At 67.8% G+C, this 16,597-nt stretch carries 9 protein-coding genes; 8 read left to right on the plus strand and 1 reads right to left on the minus strand.

Annotated features, from left to right (window positions below; translation table 11 throughout):
- Nucleotides 1-32: 32 nt before the first annotated feature.
- The 7 genes from RT456_RS01200 to RT456_RS01230 all read left to right on the plus strand — a co-directional run bounded on the left by RT456_RS01200 (nucleotide 33) and on the right by RT456_RS01230 (nucleotide 15,094).
- A complete protein-coding gene (locus RT456_RS01200; RefSeq protein ID WP_313341412.1) occupies nucleotides 33-1,604 on the plus strand; it encodes an APC family permease in 1,572 nt (523 codons plus the stop codon).
- Nucleotides 1,594-3,909 carry a DPP IV N-terminal domain-containing protein gene (locus RT456_RS01205; RefSeq protein ID WP_313341415.1) on the plus strand — a complete coding sequence of 772 codons (2,316 nt, stop codon included), beginning with the start codon at nucleotides 1,594-1,596 and terminating at the stop codon, nucleotides 3,907-3,909. Before RT456_RS01200 ends, RT456_RS01205 begins: the two co-directional genes overlap by 11 nt.
- Entirely contained in the window at nucleotides 3,906-5,531 is a 1,626-nt protein-coding gene (locus RT456_RS01210; RefSeq protein WP_313341417.1) for a DUF5597 domain-containing protein, read from the plus strand. Before RT456_RS01205 ends, RT456_RS01210 begins: the two co-directional genes overlap by 4 nt.
- 114 nt (nucleotides 5,532-5,645) lie before the next feature.
- Complete coding sequence (locus RT456_RS01215) at nucleotides 5,646-8,009, plus strand: Tat pathway signal protein (RefSeq protein WP_313341420.1); 2,364 nt, start codon at nucleotides 5,646-5,648, stop codon at nucleotides 8,007-8,009.
- A 19-nt stretch (nucleotides 8,010-8,028) separates the two neighbouring features.
- On the plus strand, nucleotides 8,029-10,398 hold the full coding sequence (locus tag RT456_RS01220) for a glycoside hydrolase family 127 protein (RefSeq protein ID WP_313341423.1): 2,370 nt from the start codon (nucleotides 8,029-8,031) through the stop codon (nucleotides 10,396-10,398).
- 359 nt (nucleotides 10,399-10,757) lie between these two features.
- Nucleotides 10,758-13,586 (plus strand): TonB-dependent receptor, encoded by a 2,829-nt coding sequence (locus RT456_RS01225; protein WP_313341898.1) that lies wholly within the window; start codon nucleotides 10,758-10,760, stop codon nucleotides 13,584-13,586.
- Between the two features lie 89 nt (nucleotides 13,587-13,675).
- Complete coding sequence (locus RT456_RS01230) at nucleotides 13,676-15,094, plus strand: S41 family peptidase (RefSeq protein ID WP_313341426.1); 1,419 nt, start codon at nucleotides 13,676-13,678, stop codon at nucleotides 15,092-15,094.
- Nucleotides 15,095-15,133: 39 nt separating this feature from the next.
- Here RT456_RS01230 and RT456_RS01235 read toward each other — a convergent pair whose 3' ends face one another.
- Nucleotides 15,134-16,264: a DUF3667 domain-containing protein gene (locus RT456_RS01235; RefSeq protein ID WP_313341428.1), complete on the minus strand. Its 1,131-nt coding sequence runs from the start codon at nucleotides 16,262-16,264 to the stop codon at nucleotides 15,134-15,136.
- 130 nt (nucleotides 16,265-16,394) lie between these two features.
- Between RT456_RS01235 and RT456_RS01240 the strand changes: the two genes are divergently transcribed.
- Nucleotides 16,395-16,571 (plus strand): hypothetical protein, encoded by a 177-nt coding sequence (locus RT456_RS01240; RefSeq protein WP_313341430.1) that lies wholly within the window; start codon nucleotides 16,395-16,397, stop codon nucleotides 16,569-16,571.
- Nucleotides 16,572-16,597 lie beyond the last annotated feature (26 nt).

Below are 16,597 nucleotides of genomic sequence, written 5' to 3' on the forward strand. Positions count from 1 at the left end.
ACCGGCCCGCACCGTTCCACCGGAGGACCTCCATGGCTTCAGCAGGAAAGTTCCACAAACGCCTCAGCCTGACCGACCTGACCTTCATCGGGCTGGGCTCCATCTTCGGCTCGGGCTGGCTGTTCGCGGCCAGCCACGTGTCCTCCATTGCCGGGCCGGCGGGCATCCTGTCCTGGATCATCGGCGGCATCGCGGTGTTCCTGCTGGGACTGGTGTACTGCGAACTGGGGGCGGCATTGCCGCGCGCCGGTGGCGTGGTGCGCTACCCGGAGTACTCGCATGGCACGCTGCTGGGCTGGCTGACCGGCTTCATCACGCTTATCGCGTTCTCCAGCCTGATCGCCATCGAAGTGGAGGCCTGCCGGCAATATGCCGCCGCCTGGTTCCCGTCGCTGAGCAAGCCTGGCAGCAGCCATCCCACGCTGCTCGGCTGGCTGCTGCAGTTCGGCCTGCTGGTGCTGTTCTTCCTGCTCAACTACTTCAGCGTCAAGACGTTCGCCCGCGCCAACAACATCATCAGTGTGTTCAAGTTCCTGGTGCCGCTGCTGGTGATCGTGCTGCTGGTGTCGCACTTCAATCCCGACAACCTGACCAGCCAGGGCTTCGCGCCGTCCGGCATGGCCGGCGTGGAGGCGGCGATCTCGGCCGGCGGCATCATCTTCGCGTACCTGGGGTTGACCCCGATCGTGTCGGTGGCCAGCGAGGTGCGGGATCCGCAGCGCACCATTCCCATCGCGCTGATCCTCTCGGTGGCGCTGTCCACCGTGATCTACGTGCTGCTGCAGGTGTCCTTCCTGGGCGCGGTGCCGGGCGACGTGCTGGCCAACGGCTGGGCAGGCATGGACAAGGTGTTCTCGCTGCCGTATCGCGACATCGCGCTGGCGCTGGGCATGGGCTGGCTGGCCACCCTGGTGGTGGCCGACGCCGTGGTCTCGCCCAGTGGCACCGGCAACATCTACATGAACGCCACCCCGCGCGTGGTGTACGGCTGGGCCCGCAGCAGCGGCTTCCTGTCCATCCTGACCCGGGTGGATGCCAAGTCGGGCATTCCGCGCCCGGCACTGTGGCTTAGCTTTGCGCTGTCGGTGTTCTGGACGCTGCCGTTCCCGTCCTGGGAAACGCTGATCGGCGTGGTCTCGGCGGCGCTGGTCCTGAGCTACGCGATCGCGCCGGTCACGGTGGCCGCGCTTCGCCGCAGTGCGCCGGACCTGGAGCGCCCGTTCCGGGTGAAAGGGCTGGCGGTGCTGGGGCCGCTGTCGTTCATGATCGCCGCGCTGATCGTGTACTGGTCGACCTGGACGACGGTGTCGTGGCTGCTGGGCCTGCAGGTGGTGGTCTACGCGGGCTACGTGGTGTCGCAGCTGTTCAACCCGCCGCGTCGCGCCCGCGTGCTGCGGCAGGTGCGCAGCTCCGCCTGGCTGATCGCCTTCTTCGTGCTGGTCATGCTGGTGTCGTGGCTGGGCACGTTCGGCGGCATCGGCGTGATCAGCCACCCGTGGGATACCGCGTGCGTGGCGGTGATCGCGTTCTTCATCTATCACTGGGGCGCGCGCAGCGGGCTGACCAGCGGCGAACTCAAGCTGGAGGAAGACGATGGCGAGTAGGGTGCTGCAGTCCCTTGCCGTCGCCTGCATCGCAGCGGCTGCGGCCACCGCCCATGCCGCACCGGATGCCGCCGACTACCAGCGCTCGCTCGGCCTGCGCGAGGCCTGGAGCGGCCTCACCCGCGACGTGGCGTTCCCGGCGCAGTGGCGCAGCGATGGCCGCTTCTACTACCGCCACACCGTCGACGGCGGTTTCGCCTTCGTGACAGGAACGCCCGACAATGATGCCGTGCAGCCGGCGTTCGATGCGGCGCGACTGGCACAGGGCCTGTCCACGGCCACCCAGCGTTCCCAGGCACCGCTGAAGCTGCCGTTCTCGTCCTTCACCTACGTCGCGGACGGCACCGATCCGCATGGCGCCATCGCCTTCCATCTCGACAGCGACTATTCGGGCTGGCGTTGCACGCTGACCACCTACGTCTGCGCCGCGCAGCCGGCCACCGGCCGCCCACGCGGGTTCGGCGTGGTACGCGACCTGCGCGTGCCGGCCGACAACGCGCCACGGCGCTCGCCGGACGGCCAGTGGGAGGCCTACGCCGATGGCGACAACCTGGTGCTGCGCCGGGTGGCGGACGGCAGCGAGACGCCACTCACGCAGGACGGACGCGCGGATGCGTTCTATGACCCGGAGACGCTCGCCTGGTCGCCCGATTCACGCCACGTCGCCGCGTACCGGGTCACGCCCGGCCTGCAGCGCCGGGTCACCCGTGTCGAGACCTCGCCACCGGGACAGCTGCACCCGGTGCTGCAGACCCAGCTCTATCCCAAGCCCGGCGATGCGGTGGATATCGAACAGCCCGTGCTGTTCGACGTCTCCGGCGGCCGCAGGGACATCACCACCCCGCTGCTCGCCAACCCATATGCGCTGGAGCCGATCCAGTGGCGCGCCGACAGCAGCGGTTTCAGCATCCAGTATGTGCAGCGCGGCTTCCAGACCGTCCGCGTGGTGGCCGTCGACGCGGACAGTGGCAGGGCGCACGCGGCGATCGAGGAAACCTCGAGCACGTTCATTCCCGCCGACCGCACCTTCGTCCATGACGTGAACGGGCAGGGCAGGGAACTGCTGTGGATTTCGGAGCGTGACGGCTGGCGGCACCTGTACCGGGTGGACGGGGCCACCGGCAAGGTGCTGCAGCAGATCACCCGCGGCGACTGGGTCGTGCGCGACGTGCTGCATGTGGACGATGCGCAGCGCCGCATCTGGTTCAGCGCCAGTGGCATGGATGCAGGTGGCGACCCGTACCAGCGGCATCTGTTCCAGGTGGATTTCGATGGTGGCCATCTGACCCGGCTGACCACCGCCGTGGCCGATCACGATGTCTCCATCGCCGACGACGGTCGCTACTACGTCGATGTGTACTCGCGCCCGGACCTGGCCCCGGTGGCCGAGCTGCGCGCCATCGACGGTCGCCTGGTGCGCGTGCTGGCGCGGGGCGACATTTCGCACCTGCTCGCTGCGGGCTGGAAGGCGCCGGAGACGTTCGTGGCCAAGGGCCGCGATGGACGCACCGACATCTGGGGCATGGTGGTAAGGCCGCGCCACTACGATCCGTCGAAGCGCTATCCGGTCATCGAGAACATCTACGCCGGGCCGCATGATGCGTTCGTTCCCAAGACCTTCTGGCCGTTTGGCTACCACGCCGGCGGCGACAAGCAGATCGGCATGCAGGCGCTGGCCGACCTCGGCTTCATCGTCGTGCAGATCGATGGCATGGGCACGGCCCACCGTTCCAAGGCCTTCCACGACGTGGCCTGGAAGAACCTGGGCGACGCCGGCTTCCCGGATCGCATTGCCTGGCACAAGGCGCTCGCCGCCAGGGACCCGTCCTACGACATCGGCCGTGGTGTCGGCATCTACGGCGCATCCGCTGGCGGCCAGAGCACGCTCGGGGCACTGGAGCAGCACCCGGAGCTGTACACCGTGGGCGTGGCGATGGCCGGCTGCTTCGACAACCGCATGGACAAGATCAGCTGGAACGAGCAGTGGATGGGCTGGCCGGTGGACGACAGCTACGCGCGCGCCTCCGGCGTGGTCAACGCGGCGGGGCTGCGTGGCGACCTGCTGCTGGTGGTGGGCGAACAGGACAGCAACGTCGACCCGGCCTCCACCGCGCAGGTGGTGGATGCGCTGATCAAGGCCGGCAAGGACTTCGACCTGCTCAACGTGCCGGGCGGTGAGCACTCGGTGGGCCGCTCCACCGGACCCATCGATTACGTGACACGCCGCCAGTTCGACTTCTTCGTCCGCCACCTGATGGATGCGCCGACACCCCACTGGAATTCCCGCACGGACCCCCTGCCATGACCGCTCCCCCACGCATCGCGCGGAGACCCACCGCGACCCGTCCGCGCCGACGCGCCGCTGCCTGCCTCGCCCTGCTGGGCATGCTGAGTGCGCCGCTGATGGCGGCCGAACAGATGCCGCGGTTCGTCACAGAAAATGGCCGGCATGCACTGCTGGTCGATGGCGCGCCGTACACGGTGCTCGCCGCGCAGCTGCACAACTCCAGCGCATGGCCGGCGGTGTTGCCGGGCGCGCTGGACCAGGTGGTGGCGCTGAACGCCAATACCGTGGAGGCCCCGGTGTACTGGGAGCAGTTCGAACCCGTGCCGGGCCAGTACGACACCACCAATGTCGATGCGCTGCTTGAGCAGGCGCGCAGGCGTGGCCTGCGCGTTGCGCTGCTCTGGTTCGGCAGCTGGAAGAACGGCCAGATGCACTACGTGCCCGAGTGGATCAAGCGCGATGCGCGCACCTACCCACGCACGCTGGACGAGCGCGGCCAACCGGTGGACGTGCTGTCGCCATATGCCAGCGCGAACGTGGAGGCCGATGCGCGCGCGTTCACCGCACTCATGCAGCACCTGCGCAAGGTCGATGGCCAGCGCCATACCGTCATCCTGGTGCAGGTCGAGAACGAACCGGGCACGGTGGGGGCGGTCCGCGACCACGGCGCCGCCGCCAACGCCGCGTTCGCCCAACCGGTGCCTGCGGCGATCACCGCCCGGCTGGGCAAGCCGGCGGGCAGCTGGCAGCAGGTATTCGGTGCCGAAGCAGACGAGGCCTTCAATGCCTACGGCACGGCGCACTACATCGAACAGGTCGCGGCAGCCGGCAAGCGCGCCTACGACATGCCGATGTATGTCAACACCTGGCTGCGCTACAAGGGCAAGAAGTTCCCCGGCGTGGACTACCCCTCGGGCGGGGCCACCGTCAACGTGTTCGATCTGTGGCGTGCGGCCACCCCGTCGATCGACTTCATCGGCACCGACATCTACACCAGCGACTACAACGAGTACACCAAGGTCATCGGCCAGTACGCCCGCCCGGACAACCCCGCGTGGGTGTCCGAAACCGGCTTCGAGCCGGCCACCGCGCCGTACCTGTTCCATGTGCTGGGGCAGGGCGGTATCGGCTTCTCGGTGTTCGGCATGGACGGGCTGGACTCGCCGGAGAAGCAGGCGGCCACGGCGGCCCATGCGGCCAACTTCGGCCAGCTGGCACCGCTGCAGCGGATCAGCGCCAAGGCCGCCTTCGAGGGGCGGCTGCAGGCCGTGGCCGAGCAGCCGGGGCAGCCCCGCCGCACGCTGACGTTTGGCGACTGGCAGGTGCAGGTGTCCTACGGCGCGCCGTACTGGGGCGATGCCGACCCCATCCTGCCAGGCAACAGCGACCATGCCGGTCGCCTGCTGGTGGTGCAGACTGCCGCCGACCAGTTCCTGTTGACCGGTTTCGCCGCGCGGGCCGAGTTCGTCCGCGTGGCCTCCGACGCGCTGCACGGCCAGCTGCTGCGGGTGGAGCAGGGCCGCTACGTGGATGGTCAGTGGCGGTTCGAGCGGCTGCTCAACGGCGACCAGACCGACTACGGGCTCAACTTCGTGCGCGACGCACCGCCGGTGCTGCGGGTCACCGTGGGCACCTACTGAGCCACGCTGCCACCGATGTATGCGGAAAACCGCATCGACGGCGCGGGTGCAGGACAAGACGCCGCGGCCCGCGCCACGCAGCATGGAGCCTGGTCATTGCAGAGCAGGGGCACCATGGATCGCAGACGTTTCCTGCGTCAGGGCGTAGCAGCAACGGCGGCGGTCAGCCTGCTTCCGGCAGTCGCCGGGAGCGCGGCGGCGGCGTCCGGCACGCCGGCTGCGCTGGCACGGCAGCCCCGGCCGGCACTGCAGCCCGCCACAGGGGTGGACCTGGCCGGCTTCACCGAACTGTGCGCATTTGAGCACCATGGGGTGGCCTGGACCGTGCATGAGGATCTGCGCACGCCGCAGGGCGCGCTGGTCCTGGCCAGTGCCGCGGGTGTACTCGACCTCGGCAAGCGCACCGAGGCGGTGTGGGGCAGCGACACGCCGCCGTACCTGGGCATTCCGCTGGCGAAGCTGGCCATGGCCGAAGCCGACCTGCTGGCCGACGCGCTGCTGCGCAACGGCGACCCGCGCGAAGACGAGGTACGCGACGTGGCGCCACCGCCCGCGTCGCGGCTGGACCCGAAGGACCACAATGGCCGCCTGCCGTGGACCACGTTCGTGGGGACCGTGCAGGCCAACGACACCATGCAGATCTATCCGGATGGCCGCAGCCGCACCTACCGTGCACTGCAGTCGTTCCCGGAGCTGGCGGATGCAGACAAGGTCGCCCACCGCCTCGAGGGGCTGCTGGGTGGCTGGATGCCGGCCGTGCACAAGGTGGTTCCCGCCGGCGAGGGCCGCTGGTACGACGTGCTGGTGTTCGCCGATGTGAACGCGCAGGACCGTTTCATCGTGCAGACCTGGCACCGCGCGGTGCTGGTGGAGCAGGGCAAGGCGGTGCGCACCGTCTTCGGCTACAGCTACCCGGACTTCCCGACGCGCCGCAGCGGCGCCAGCGCCGACGACTTCTATCGCGGCGTGATCGACTTCGCGGCCACCTGGCAGGCACAGCTGGCCCAGGCCAGCACGCTGCAGCTTCCGGACGACAGCTGGGCAGACCTGGCCCGCTTCGCGTTTGCGCGCGAGCTGGTGGTGCGGCCGGGCGGGGTGTACCCGAAGTACGGCGCGGTGGACCGCGACTATGTCGGCAACGAATACGACGGTTTCCAGGACACCTTCACCAGTTCGCTGTACGCCAATCTGGAATGGGGGCGCTTCGACCAGGCCAAGGCGGTGCTGGACAACTACCTCAGCGAGTACACCCAGGCCGACGGCCTGGTGAACATGCGCGGGCCTGAGATCGGCCAGTTTGGCCTGACCCTGTCCCTGCTGGCGCGTTACCTGCGCTACACCGGCGATGTCGCGCTGCTGCGCCGCCACCAGGGCAAGATCGAGGCCACCGCCGCGCTGCTGGTTGAGCTGCACGACGTCAGCCTGGCGCTGCCCCGCAGCGACCGCGGCCATGGCCTGATCCACGGCTGGAGCGAATCCGATGCCTGCCTGTACCCGGATCCGTCACTGTGGTGGAAGCCGTACTTCGGCAACAGCGCACTCACCGTTCGCGGCTGGGAGGACATCGCCGCCGCGTGGCCCTCCATCGCGGGCGAGCGCGGGCCCAGCCGCCAGTGGCAGCAACGCGCCCTGCAGCTGCGCACGCGTCTGCTGGCCAGCATCCGCGCCGATATCCGCCATGACCTGGTGCCGCCGTACCTGGGCCCGTTGCCCGGCACCACCGAGACGTTCCGCCAGGCGATGTCGCAGGAAGACCCGAGCCGAAGCGAGCAGTTGTGGTCGCATCGCGCGTACGCCGAACTGCTGCAGGCCGACGTGCTGCCGGCCGACATCGCCCACCTGGTCATCGACTGCCTGCGCGGCCACGGCGGCACCACCCTGGGCATCGTCTCCAACATCTGGAAGCCGACCCCGGAAGGCCGCGACATCCTGGGCTTCATCTCCTACGGACATGCCCAGCAGCTGCTGCGCCTGGACCGGGTCGAGGAGTACCTGCTGTTCCTGTACGCCCACCGTTACCAGGCCCATACCCGCGGCAGCTGGACGGCAGGCGAGGTGGCCGGCATCACCGGCGGCATGCCGCTGTTCTGCATGCCCGCACAGATGACCGTGCCGCTGCTGCTGCGCTGGATGCTGGTGTTCGACCAGGGCCAGGACCTGTACCTGGCCCGGGCGCTGCCGCGCGACTGGCTGGCCACCGGCAAGCCGGTCGATCTCCGGGACGCGCCGACGCCCTGGGGCCACGTCAGCGTGCGCCTGCAGGCCGACACGACCCAGCGCCGCATCGATGGCGAGGTCACGCTGCCCGCCTCACGGCCGGACACCACCTGGCTGACGCTGCGTGTGCCCACAGGCACCGCACTGCGCGAGGTGACGGTCGACGGCCGGCCGGTGCGTGCCACCGGCCCGCACAACGACCGCATCGCACTTCCCTTCGCCGCCGGGGCAACGCTGAGCGTGCAGGCCCGTTACGAATAACGCCACAGAGGACGTCCCCATGCCTGCTTCCAGCACGCCCCCCATGATCGATCCCTCGCGCCGCCGCTTCCTGCAATGGAGCGCGCTGGCGGTCGCCGCCGGGATGCTGCGCTTCCCGTTGGACGCCGCCGCGTCCACCGCGGGCAAGGTCACCGCGCTGCCGCTGCAGGCAGTCAGGCTGAAGCCGTCCATGTTCCTGGATTCCCTGCAGGTCAACCGCCGCTACCTGTTCGAGCTGGAACCCGACCGCCTGCTGCACAACTTCCTGCAGTACGCCGGGCTGCCGCCGAAGGGTGAGGTCTATGGCGGCTGGGAGGGCGACACCATCGCCGGGCACACCCTGGGCCACTACCTGAGCGCGCTGTCCAAGCTCTACGCGCAGACCGGCGATGCAGAGGTGAAGCAGCGTATCGACTACATCGTCGCCGAGCTCGCGCGTGCCCAGGCCAAGGACCCCGACGGCTATGTCGGCGGTCTGACCCGCAAGACCGACGCGGGCGTGATCGTGGGTGGCAAGCGCGTCTTCGAAGATATCCGCGCCGGCGCCGTCACTGGCAGCAAGTTCAACATCAACGGCAGCTGGTCGCCGCTGTACACCGTGCACAAGCTGTTCGCCGGGCTGCTCGACGCCGACGCACTGGCCGGCAACCCCCAGGCACGGCAGGTGCTGCTGCCGCTGGCGGGCTACCTGGCCGGCGTGTTCGACACACTGGACCACGACCAGATGCAGTCGCTGCTGGGCACCGAGTTCGGCGGCCTCAACGAGTCGTACATCGAACTGGGCGCGCGCACCGGCGAACCACGCTGGATCGCCATCGGCAAGCGCCTGCGCCATGAAGGCATCGTCGACCCGGCCATCGCCGGCAAGGATGATCTGCCGCACCACCATGCCAATACCCAGGTGCCCAAGTTCATCGGCGAGGCCCGTCAGTTCGAAGTCACCGGCGAGCCGGACTGCGCCGCGGCGGCACGCTTCTTCTGGGAAACCGTTACCCAGCACTACAGCTACGTGATCGGCGGCAACGCCGATCGCGAGTACTTCCAGCAGCCGGACACCATCGCCGCGTTCCTGACCGAGCAGACCTGCGAGCACTGCAACAGCTACAACATGCTCAAGCTCACCCGGCACCTGTACCAGTGGACCCCGCAGGCGCGCTACTTCGACTATTACGAACGCACGCTGCTCAACCACACCATGGCGGCCCAGCATCCCGAGACCGGCATGTTCACCTACATGACGCCGATGATCACCGGCGGCGAGCGCGGCTACTCCGACAAGTTCGATTCGTTCTGGTGCTGCGTGGGCAGCGGCATGGAGGCGCACGCACAGTTCGGCGACTCCATCTACTGGCAGGACGCGACATCGCTCCATGTCAACCTGTACATCCCGTCCACACTCGACTGGACCGACGGCGGCCTGGCGCTCGAGCTGGACAGCGGCATACCGGACAACGGACGGGTCCGCCTGCAGGTCACCCGCGCCGATGCCACCGCGCCCAAACGCCTGCTGCTTCGCATTCCTGCGTGGTCGGAACGGGGGCACACGTTGACGCTCAATGGCCGCAAGGTCGCCGCCACGGTCAACGATGGCTACGTGAGCCTTGAGCGCCGCTGGCGCACGGGCGACGTGGTGGAGCTGGAGCTGGACACCGCCCTTCGGCTGGAACACGCGGCAGGCGACCCGGACACCGTGGTGGTCATGCGCGGCCCCCTGGCCCTGGCGGCCGATCTTGGCCCGGCAACCACCCCGTACGATGCGCCGGATCCGGCGCTGGTGGCCGATGTGTCACCGCTGTCGGGCTTCATCGCACTGCCGCAACCCGGCCGTTTCCTGGCCAGTACCACGCGCCCGCAGGCACTGGAGTTCTCGCCGTTCCATGCGCAGCATGATCGCCGCAGCGCGCTGTACTTCAGGCGCATGACCGCCGCGCAATGGGCGGACGAAGCCCAGCGCCGCGATCGCACCCGGGCTGAACAGACCGAACTGCAGGCCAGCGCGGTGGACATGCTCCAGTTCGGCAACGAGGTCTCCGAGAAGGCGCACGCGCTCAGCAGCGACACCTCCTTTGCCGCCGCCTACCGTCGCCAGGAGTGCCGCGACGTGCGTGGCAAGGGGTTCGTCACCTTCGTCATGAAAGGCAGCACGCAGCCACTCGCGCTGCGGTTGCGCTTCTGGGGCAGCGACAAGGGCCGCTTCAACATCCTGGTCAACAGCACGCTCGCGGTGGAAGTGGAGGTTGAGCGCGGCCAGGTGATCGATTTCGTCGACCGCGACTATCCGTTGCCGCATGCGCTCACCCGTAGCGGTCACGCGCTCACCTTCCGCATCGAACCGCAGCACGGTGACACCGCAGGCCCCCTGTTCGGCGGCTGGCTGATTCCCGCATGAGCGGCGTCCATGCGCTATTCCGCATCCAGACGCGATAAAAGCGACAAGACGCGAGGTCGGGCCACCCGGCACATTGTGACCGTGAGATGAAAACGTTGTAGTTGAATGCAGGGCGAGTGGCGCCGTGCATGCGCTCCATCCGAACACCGCCTGCCCATGTGCGCCCTGGCGTGGAACGCCAGCTCGCAAGCCCCATCGAACCGTTTCACTGGCGCATGCCGGTGCGGGGGACTGTTGCCCCTCGACGCCACCGGCCTGCGCATGACCGAGGAAGTTCGCCCATGACGCCCCATCCGTTCCATGCACCGCATGCTTCGTCGTTGTCCCGATGTGCCACCGCCGCCCGTCGCCCGCTGTCCATGGCCGTTGCCGCCGTGCTGCTGCTGGCGACTGCCGCGCCGGTACTGGCACAGGAATCCACCGCTGCCGCCGGCAGCGGCACCACCAACCTGGACAGCATCGTGGTGACCGGCTCGCGCCTGCGCCGCGTGGACACCGAAAGCGCCAACCCCGTCGTGACCGTCACCCAGCAGCAGATTGCGGCCACGGGCAAGGCAACCGTCGGCGACCTGCTGCAGGAGCTGCCGTCCATTGCCGGCAACTCCACCAATCCGAACACCAACAACGGCGGCGGCACCGGCGCCTCGACCATCTCGCTGCGCGGCCTGGGCGACAAGCGCACCCTGGTGCTGGTCAACGGTGTCCGCCTTGCCTACAACGACGTCAACGCCATTCCGGCCACCATGATCGAGCGCATCGAAGTGCTCAGCGATGGTGCCTCGGCAATCTACGGCTCGGACGCCATCGGCGGCGTGGTCAACTTCATCCTGCGTGACCGCTTCGAGGGCGCGCAGTTCACCGCCGACTTCGGCACCAGCGGCGAGGGCGATGGCAACCGCCGCAACTTCTCGCTGACGGGCGGCAAGGCCTGGGACCGTGGCAGCGTCGTCGCCGGTGTCTCGTACCACAACCTCGACGCCGTCTCCGCACTCGACCGCGACTACTCCAAGGACGCGCTGTACCTGAGCAGCGGCGAAGCGGTGAAGCAGGGCTCGTCGGCCACGCCGACCGGGTCGATCAACTTCAACGACGGATCGGCCGCCTCCAGCGCCCTGGCGGCGGCCAACGGCTGCTCGCGCGTGACCCTCAACGGGGGCGTCACCGGTGCCACGGGCCCCGGTGATTTCCACTGCTACACCGCGGCCAACGATTCGTACAACTACCAGCCCTACAACCTGCTGCAGACGCCGCAGGAGCGCACCAACGCATTCGCGCTTGCCACCTTCCGCTTCACCGACAACATCGAAGGGTACGTCAACACCTGGTTCAGCAAAACCGAATCCGCCTCGGTGATCGCCCCGATCCCGATCTTCGCCAACGGCGACAACTTCCTGGTGTCGGCGCAGAGCTACTACAACCCGTTCGGGGTCAACTTCGGCACCGACCGCACCACTGGCACGTCGTACAACGACCTCAATACCCGCGCTACCGTCCTTGGCAACCGCCGGTACGAGTACAAGACCGACAACCTCCAGATCAGTCCCGGCCTGCGCGGTGGCTTCGGCGACAGTTCCTGGCAGTGGGACGTCAACCTGAACTACGGTCGGGTCAAGCAGACCTCGACCAACTATGGCTTCCTCGACTACGCCGCGTTCAACCAAGCGGTGGGTCCGTCGTTCCTGGACGTCGATGGTGCGGTCAAGTGCGGTACCGCCGGCAACGTCATCGCCGGGTGTACGCCGCTCAACATCTTCAACATCAACGACCCGTCCAGCCTGGGCACGCTGGAGAAGATGATCGTCAACCCGGTGGCCACCAGCGTCTACACCGTCAAGCAGTTCGAGGCCAACGCCAACGGCGACCTGTTCGAGCTGCCGGCAGGCACCGTAGGCCTGGCGGCCGGCATTTCGTATCGCAAGGAGACCAGCACCAGCAAGGCCGACGCCCTCTGGACCGGTGATGAGAACGGCCTGTGCGGTGTCATCGAATTCTGCGCCTCGCAGCTGAGCGGCAGCTTCGACGTCAAGGAAGCCTATGCCGAAGCGTTGTTCCCGCTGCTGAAGGAGCTGCCCGGCGTGCAATCGCTCAACCTCAGCATCGGCACGCGCTTCTCCGACTACAGCTCGGTGGGCAGCAAGACCAACAGCAAGGTCTCCATCGAGTACCGCCCCGTACAGGACCTGCTGCTGCGCGGCACGGTCTCCGAAGTATTCCGCGCCCCCAACATCAACGAGCTGTACTCCGGCGTGGTAGGCGATGCGCCCACGGTCAACGATCCCTGCAATGGCTACACCGGCGGCAACGACGTCGCCTGCGCCAACGTGCCCACCAACGGCAGCTACCACCAGGCCGACGGCCAGATCTCGGGCAAGGCCTCGGGCGCGGAAGTGGCCGGCTACCAGCTCAAGCCGGAAACCGGCAAGTCCTATGACGTCGGCTTCGTCTACGATCCGCGCTGGATCGAAGGCCTGTCGATCAGTGCCGACTGGTGGCGGATCGACCTGGAAGACACCATCACCGGCGTCTCGGCCCAGACCGTACTCAACCAGTGCTACGCCAATCCGGCCAGTGCGTTCTGCGCACTGATCCATCGCAACGGCAATGGCACCATCAACTACGTGGCCGAACCCACCGTCAACCTGGGCACGCTGGCCACCCGCGGCGTCGACTTCAACGCCACCTACCGTATTCCCGCCACCGCGTGGGGCAAGTTCACCGCCGGCCTCAACGGCACCTACCTGGAGCGCTACGACGTCCTGCCGGACACCACCGACCCGAGCACCGTCACCATCCGCAACGGCGGCATGTACACCTATGCCTACGGCAACTTCCCGCGCTGGCGCGGGCTGGGCACGCTGAACTGGAGCATGGACGACTGGAGCGCATCCTGGCGGATGCGTTACATCGGCAAGACGAAGATCGGCAGCAGCGATCTTGACCAGGGCCTGTCGGCTGATACCGATGAAGCCGGCGTGGTGCGCCGGATCGGCTCGTTCGTGTATCACAACGTGCAGGTCGGCTACACCGTGGCCCCGTGGCACACCAGCTTCGAGCTGGGCGTGGACAACCTGACCAACAAGCAGGCGCCGCTGTACTACGCCAACAACGGTGGCAACGGCAACACCGATGTGGCGACCTACGACGTGCTCGGTCGTTTCTACTGGGCGCGCATGTCGGTCAAGTTCTGATGTAGTGCGTGCCGCCGGGGCAGGGTGTCCCGGCGGTGCACCTTCCGTCGTAGACTCGGCAACGGAGCCGGTCGATCAAGGAAGATGCAGTGAGCCACGCCAACCCGCAGAAAAGCACCGGCCGCCCGCGTGTCAAACGCGCTGCGTTCTGGTTGGCAGCAGGCCTCTTTGGACTGCTGCTGGTGCTCGTCAGCCAACTGTACGCGACGATCGACAAGCCCTGGCGCAGCGGCGTGCAGAGCGGTGAAGACTTTACCGGCTCTTTTTCAGGCTCCCCGCTTACTGAAGACGGCGCCCAGATCAGCGCACGTGCGTCTGGCAATGGGCCCAGCCGCTTCGGCTACGCCTTGCAGCGCGTCCCCGGCACGCCCGGCCATTACAGCCTCACCTTCGCGGAAGGCACCCTCACCTCCGGGGACATGGTGGTGACGCTGACTGCCTATGACGGATGGCAGCGGCTCGATCGCGTGCGACGACACCTGCAGGGACCGGCGGATTTGGGAGGGCTGCGACTCGATCTGCAGGTGCCGGCGCGGGCCAGGCTGGTGGAGTTCATGGTGGGCGGGCGACCCGGGACGGATTTCAGCCTCCACACGGTGCAACTGCGCGAGACAGCACCGCCTTCGACCGGCAGTGTTTCCGGGGGAGTGCTGTACGAGGAAGCCATGCGCCTCATTGCGGCCCATGCGCTGCATGCGGACCGGTTGCCGCCGGATTACCGGGCGCAATGGCAGCCCGCGCCGCAGGCGACGCCCGCAGAGGCGCGGCTGGCCGTCAAGCAGGTGCTCAACGCGCTGGGGGACCGCCACAGCTTCATGATGGACCCAAGCCGGCGCGCAGACCTGCCGCAGGTAGCGAAGGCGACATTCAAGCCAGCCCGATGGGAGGTGGTGGAAGAAGGCATCGGCTATGTGGAGGTGCCGGGGTTCATCGGCACCGATCCTGACCTGCGCAACGCTTACGCCACGTCTCTCGTCGAGGCGTTGCAGGCCGGCAGCCGGCGCGGCGTGCGTGCGTGGGTCGTGGACCTGCGCGGCAATGGCGGCGGCAACATGTGGCCGATGCTGGCCGGGCTGGAGCCGCTGCTGCGGGGCCAGAGCCTTGGTTTCTTTGAGGGCCGCGATGGCAGCAGGCGCGCGTGGCGAAATGACCCGCCGCCCGCTGCGGCGGCCGTGCCGAGCATGGCGCAGGTGCCGGTGGCGGTGCTCACCTCCGGGCGGACGGCCAGTTCTGGCGAGGCAGTGGCCATCGCATTTCGCGGTCGGTCCGCCACGCGCAGTTTTGGCGCGCCGACATACGGCGTGCCCACCGCCAATGCCGCGTATACCTTGCAGGATGGCACTCTGCTGCTACTCACCGGCGCCCGCTTCATCGACCGGCTGGGGAAGGGCGATGGCGGCCCCCTGACACCGGATGAAGCAATCAGCGACCTGGGTGTGGCCAACCGCAGCCAAGTCGCGGCGGTGGCATGGCTGCGCGCCGAACGGACGCGAGGACGTGCGCGGTGATCCGCTGCCTCGACGGCAGCGACCGCATCGCCAAGGCAATCAGATCCGCGCAAGGCTGGCGATGGCCAGCACCACGGTGGCCGCGGTGACCAGGGTGAAATAGAGCCAGCCCAGCACGGTGAACTTGATGGTGGTGACCAGCCAGGACTGACCATACACGCGGCGCTGCATCAGCAACAGGTAAACCGGCATCCATAGCAGCAGCAACGCAATGGCAATGCCGATCAGCGTTCCGGCCGCAGGCACCGTGGTCAGCTGCCCGCCCAGCATCGACAGCAGCAGGATGCCCAGCAGCGCAACGCACAGGAAGGCATGGCTGTACAGCGCCACCACCAGGTGCTCCAGATAAAGCCGGCCACTGCCCAGGTAGAACACCTTCAGCAGCCCCGCGAACAACGGCACCAGCACGAACAGCGCCGAGGGCACCGAGGCGAAGAAGGCGTTGACCAGCAGCTGCGGCCGTTCGCTGATACGCGGCAGGTTCTGCCGGATGATGTCCGCCTGCCCGGTCAGCCAGCGGTTGGCGAAGCCCGGCAGGAAGCCGATATCGACCGGATCCTTGCCGTTTCCGGGAACCACCCGGGGTGGCGGGGCTGCGGGCTTCGCCGCGGACGGCGCGGATGTCCCGGGAGGAAGGCCCAGCAGCTCCTTCTGCCGTCGTGCTGCCTGCTTGTCCACCTTGGCGATTGCCACATCGATCGGCTTGCGCAGGGCCTCCGGCAGGGTGTCGCGTGATCGCTGCAGCGGTGCCAGCAGGGCCCGGCGCACCTGTTCGACCTCTTCGTTGGTGGTCGCATCACGGAACGCACCCGGCACCTCGGGCGGTGTCGGAGTCTGGCTGATGAACGACCCTGCATCGACGTGAACCACCAGCCGCGCCACGAAGAAGGTCAGCACGCTCAGGATCACGAACAGCCGGATCGGCGGGATATAGCGGGTACGGTGGCCCCCCAGGTAGGCGGCGGCCAGGCGACCGGGCAGCAGCAGCTGGCGCAGGGTGCGGAAGATGCGCCCGTCCAGGTGCCAGAACGACTCGAAGACCTCTTCCACCGCATGCCCGAAGCTGCGTACCGGGCTGTGCGCGGACTGCCCGCACTGGTGGCAGAAGTCGCCCTGCAGCGCGGTGCTGCAGTTCTCGCAGGCGTCAGGGTGGGGAAGGGCTGAACGCATCTGTGCCAGGACCCGGGCGGGGAAGGCGCATACGATAAGGGCGGCCGTGGCGGGCTGCCAGTGCCCTGGTGCAGGGGGCGCTCACGCCCACCTTGCTAGAGTCGAACGCCCCCCCATCGCGGCGACCACCATGCGACTTACCACGTCCCAGATCGCCATTCTGCGTGCCATTGAGGCGACCGATCCGGTATCGGCCGACGACGCCACCTGGGCGGTCACCGAGGGCCTGGCGGTGCAGGCCGAGGACGCGGATATCGACCTGACGCCGGCGGGAAGGAAGTCGCTTGCGGAGCTTGGCGAAACCTGAACAAATAGCAATGCCCTACCGTAAAA

This window comes from Stenotrophomonas sp. (genome assembly GCF_032099025.1).
Classification (GTDB): Bacteria; Pseudomonadota; Gammaproteobacteria; order Xanthomonadales; family Xanthomonadaceae; genus Stenotrophomonas.

Bases quoted from the DNA above. Each gene is read 5' to 3' on its own strand.
- RT456_RS01200 (WP_313341412.1), top strand. From the start codon at position 33: ATGGCTTCAGCAGGAAAGTTCCACAAACGCCTCAGCCTGACCGACCTG.
- RT456_RS01205 (WP_313341415.1), top strand. From the start codon at position 1,594: ATGGCGAGTAGGGTGCTGCAGTCCCTTGCCGTCGCCTGCATCGCAGCG.
- RT456_RS01210 (WP_313341417.1), top strand. From the start codon at position 3,906: ATGACCGCTCCCCCACGCATCGCGCGGAGACCCACCGCGACCCGTCCG.
- RT456_RS01215 (WP_313341420.1), top strand. From the start codon at position 5,646: ATGGATCGCAGACGTTTCCTGCGTCAGGGCGTAGCAGCAACGGCGGCG.
- RT456_RS01220 (WP_313341423.1), top strand. From the start codon at position 8,029: ATGCCTGCTTCCAGCACGCCCCCCATGATCGATCCCTCGCGCCGCCGC.
- RT456_RS01225 (WP_313341898.1), top strand. From the start codon at position 10,758: ATGGCCGTTGCCGCCGTGCTGCTGCTGGCGACTGCCGCGCCGGTACTG.
- RT456_RS01235 (WP_313341428.1), bottom strand. From the start codon at position 16,264: ATGCGTTCAGCCCTTCCCCACCCTGACGCCTGCGAGAACTGCAGCACC.
- RT456_RS01240 (WP_313341430.1), top strand. From the start codon at position 16,395: ATGCGACTTACCACGTCCCAGATCGCCATTCTGCGTGCCATTGAGGCG.